Raw genomic sequence first — 1,739 nt, 5'->3', positions numbered from 1 at the left:
CCTTCTTCAAAGACCGAACCGCATCGTCCCGCAGAGCCGGATCGGCAGACTGAGTCTGCCGCACTCCCGCAGCGAACGCCCCCGCCAAACACAACGCCAATCCAACAGTCCGCGCGATCGTCATGGGTTGACCTCAATTCGGGAAAACAACTTCAGTGAATCGTAACCTTGCCATGCTCTCCGCCATTCGTGTTGATTTCACCATCCAGCGACCGCTGCGCCGGATTGGATGCAATATACGAGGGCTGACGTGCGAATCAGCAGCCGATCACCGGCGATGGCCGGCGATGGCCGGAGTCGCCATGCACATGTCGTCTTCCGCCAGCGAGTTCTCGTGCAGCACCTTGAATTGGTCACCCGCTTTGAGCACGACTGTCACGTCGTCAGACACGGCCAGCAGCCATCCCCCAACGCTCAGGCTGCACAATAATGTGGCGATGACGAACGTGGTCCTCAATCTCTGCATCACGGTGTCTTCCTTATCAACGAAATGAGATGTGCAATGTGTTGGTCTCGCCGACTCAGAATGGCGACGTGTGCGAGGCTGTGTTTCATGGTCTGCCGTTCGTTTCCGAGTAGCTCAACCTACGTGGCCGTCCGCAGTTTGCGGATCATTCGCGGCGGTCTCGCAAGTGCTGATCAAACCAATCGGCGAAGGCGGTGACATCTTCGGTCGACTTCCAGAAGTCTCCCCAGCCGTGTCCCTTGCCGGGACGGACAATCAACTTGACTGGTGAGGCTCCGGCGTCAGCGGCACGTTGGGCGAATCGCTCCGACTGCTGCAAAGGAACGACTTCGTCTCGGTCGCCGTGAATGATCAGAGTCGGCGGCAGTTTCGCGGTGACAAAGTAGATGGGAGATATTTCGCGCCCCAGTTGGGCGCGTTCTGCCGCTGAAAATCCTTGCGAACCGAACGCGACCTCCAGCGGGGCCAGTGGGCCTTCACCGACGCCGCTCTTTCCCGGACCGCCATAGTTCAGAAAGTCGGTGGGTGGAAAGAAGCAGGCGGCGGCTTGGACTTCACTGCTCTCGCGATCGACGGGATCGGGAGCATCCGGCTTTCCTGGCCCACCGCGCGCGGCGATCGACAGCGTGAGATGTCCTCCCGAACTGGCCCCTAAGACACCGAGTCGCTGCGGATTCACGTCAAAGCGTTTCGCGTTTGCACGCACGAAACGCACCGCGCGATCCACATCCTGCATCAGTTCGGAAATCTTGAACTTCGGCTGCGAACTGGTCACGACGGCGAACACCGTATAACCCCGATCGAGAAAGATCTGATAGTCGCTCGGCCGGATCGTCACCATCAGCGGTGTCGCTTTGCTGGAAAGCCAGCCGCCATTCACCAGGAACAGCAGGCCGCAGCCGTTTGGCTTCGCCGGCTGAAAGACATCCATGGTGAGGGCCATGCCGAACTTGCGACTGTAGATCACATCTTCTATCCGCCGGATGCCCAATGTCTGTCCCTCGGCGGCAACACAGGCCAACGGCGCGACTGCGACGACCAGCAGCGTAAAGATGGACTTCAAATTCCTGCTCATGGCGGACCTTTCGTGGATTTCAAAGTTCTCACCAGTGAGTCAGGGCGAGCTTTCGTCTCTGGCATTGCTGTCAGATTGCGAGAGAGTCTATCAGCGCAGAACGTGCGATCTTCCGCGGTGAACCGTGGCTAGCGCCACGCGGCTAATAATCCAACGGCGCTGACTTGACCCGTCTTGTGAGCCGCAAGGCGCTAGCCG

Annotated in this window: 2 protein-coding genes; both read right to left on the bottom strand. The window is 59.1% G+C overall.

From position 1 onward, the window contains the following. Positions 1 to 268: 268 nt before the first annotated feature. Complete coding sequence (locus RMO18_RS14510; RefSeq protein WP_309666834.1) at positions 269 to 469, bottom strand: hypothetical protein; 201 nt, start codon at positions 467 to 469, stop codon at positions 269 to 271. A gap of 142 nt (positions 470 to 611) precedes the next feature. After that, positions 612 to 1,541 carry an alpha/beta hydrolase gene (locus RMO18_RS14505; protein WP_309666833.1) on the bottom strand — a complete coding sequence of 310 codons (930 nt, stop codon included), beginning with the start codon at positions 1,539 to 1,541 and terminating at the stop codon, positions 612 to 614. Between the last annotated feature and the right edge of the window lie 198 nt (positions 1,542 to 1,739).

It is taken from the genome of Tabrizicola sp., from assembly GCF_031377265.1.
GTDB lineage: Bacteria > Pseudomonadota > Alphaproteobacteria > Rhodobacterales > Rhodobacteraceae > JAUYQR01.
This window is presented reverse-complemented; position numbering and strand designations above follow the sequence as displayed.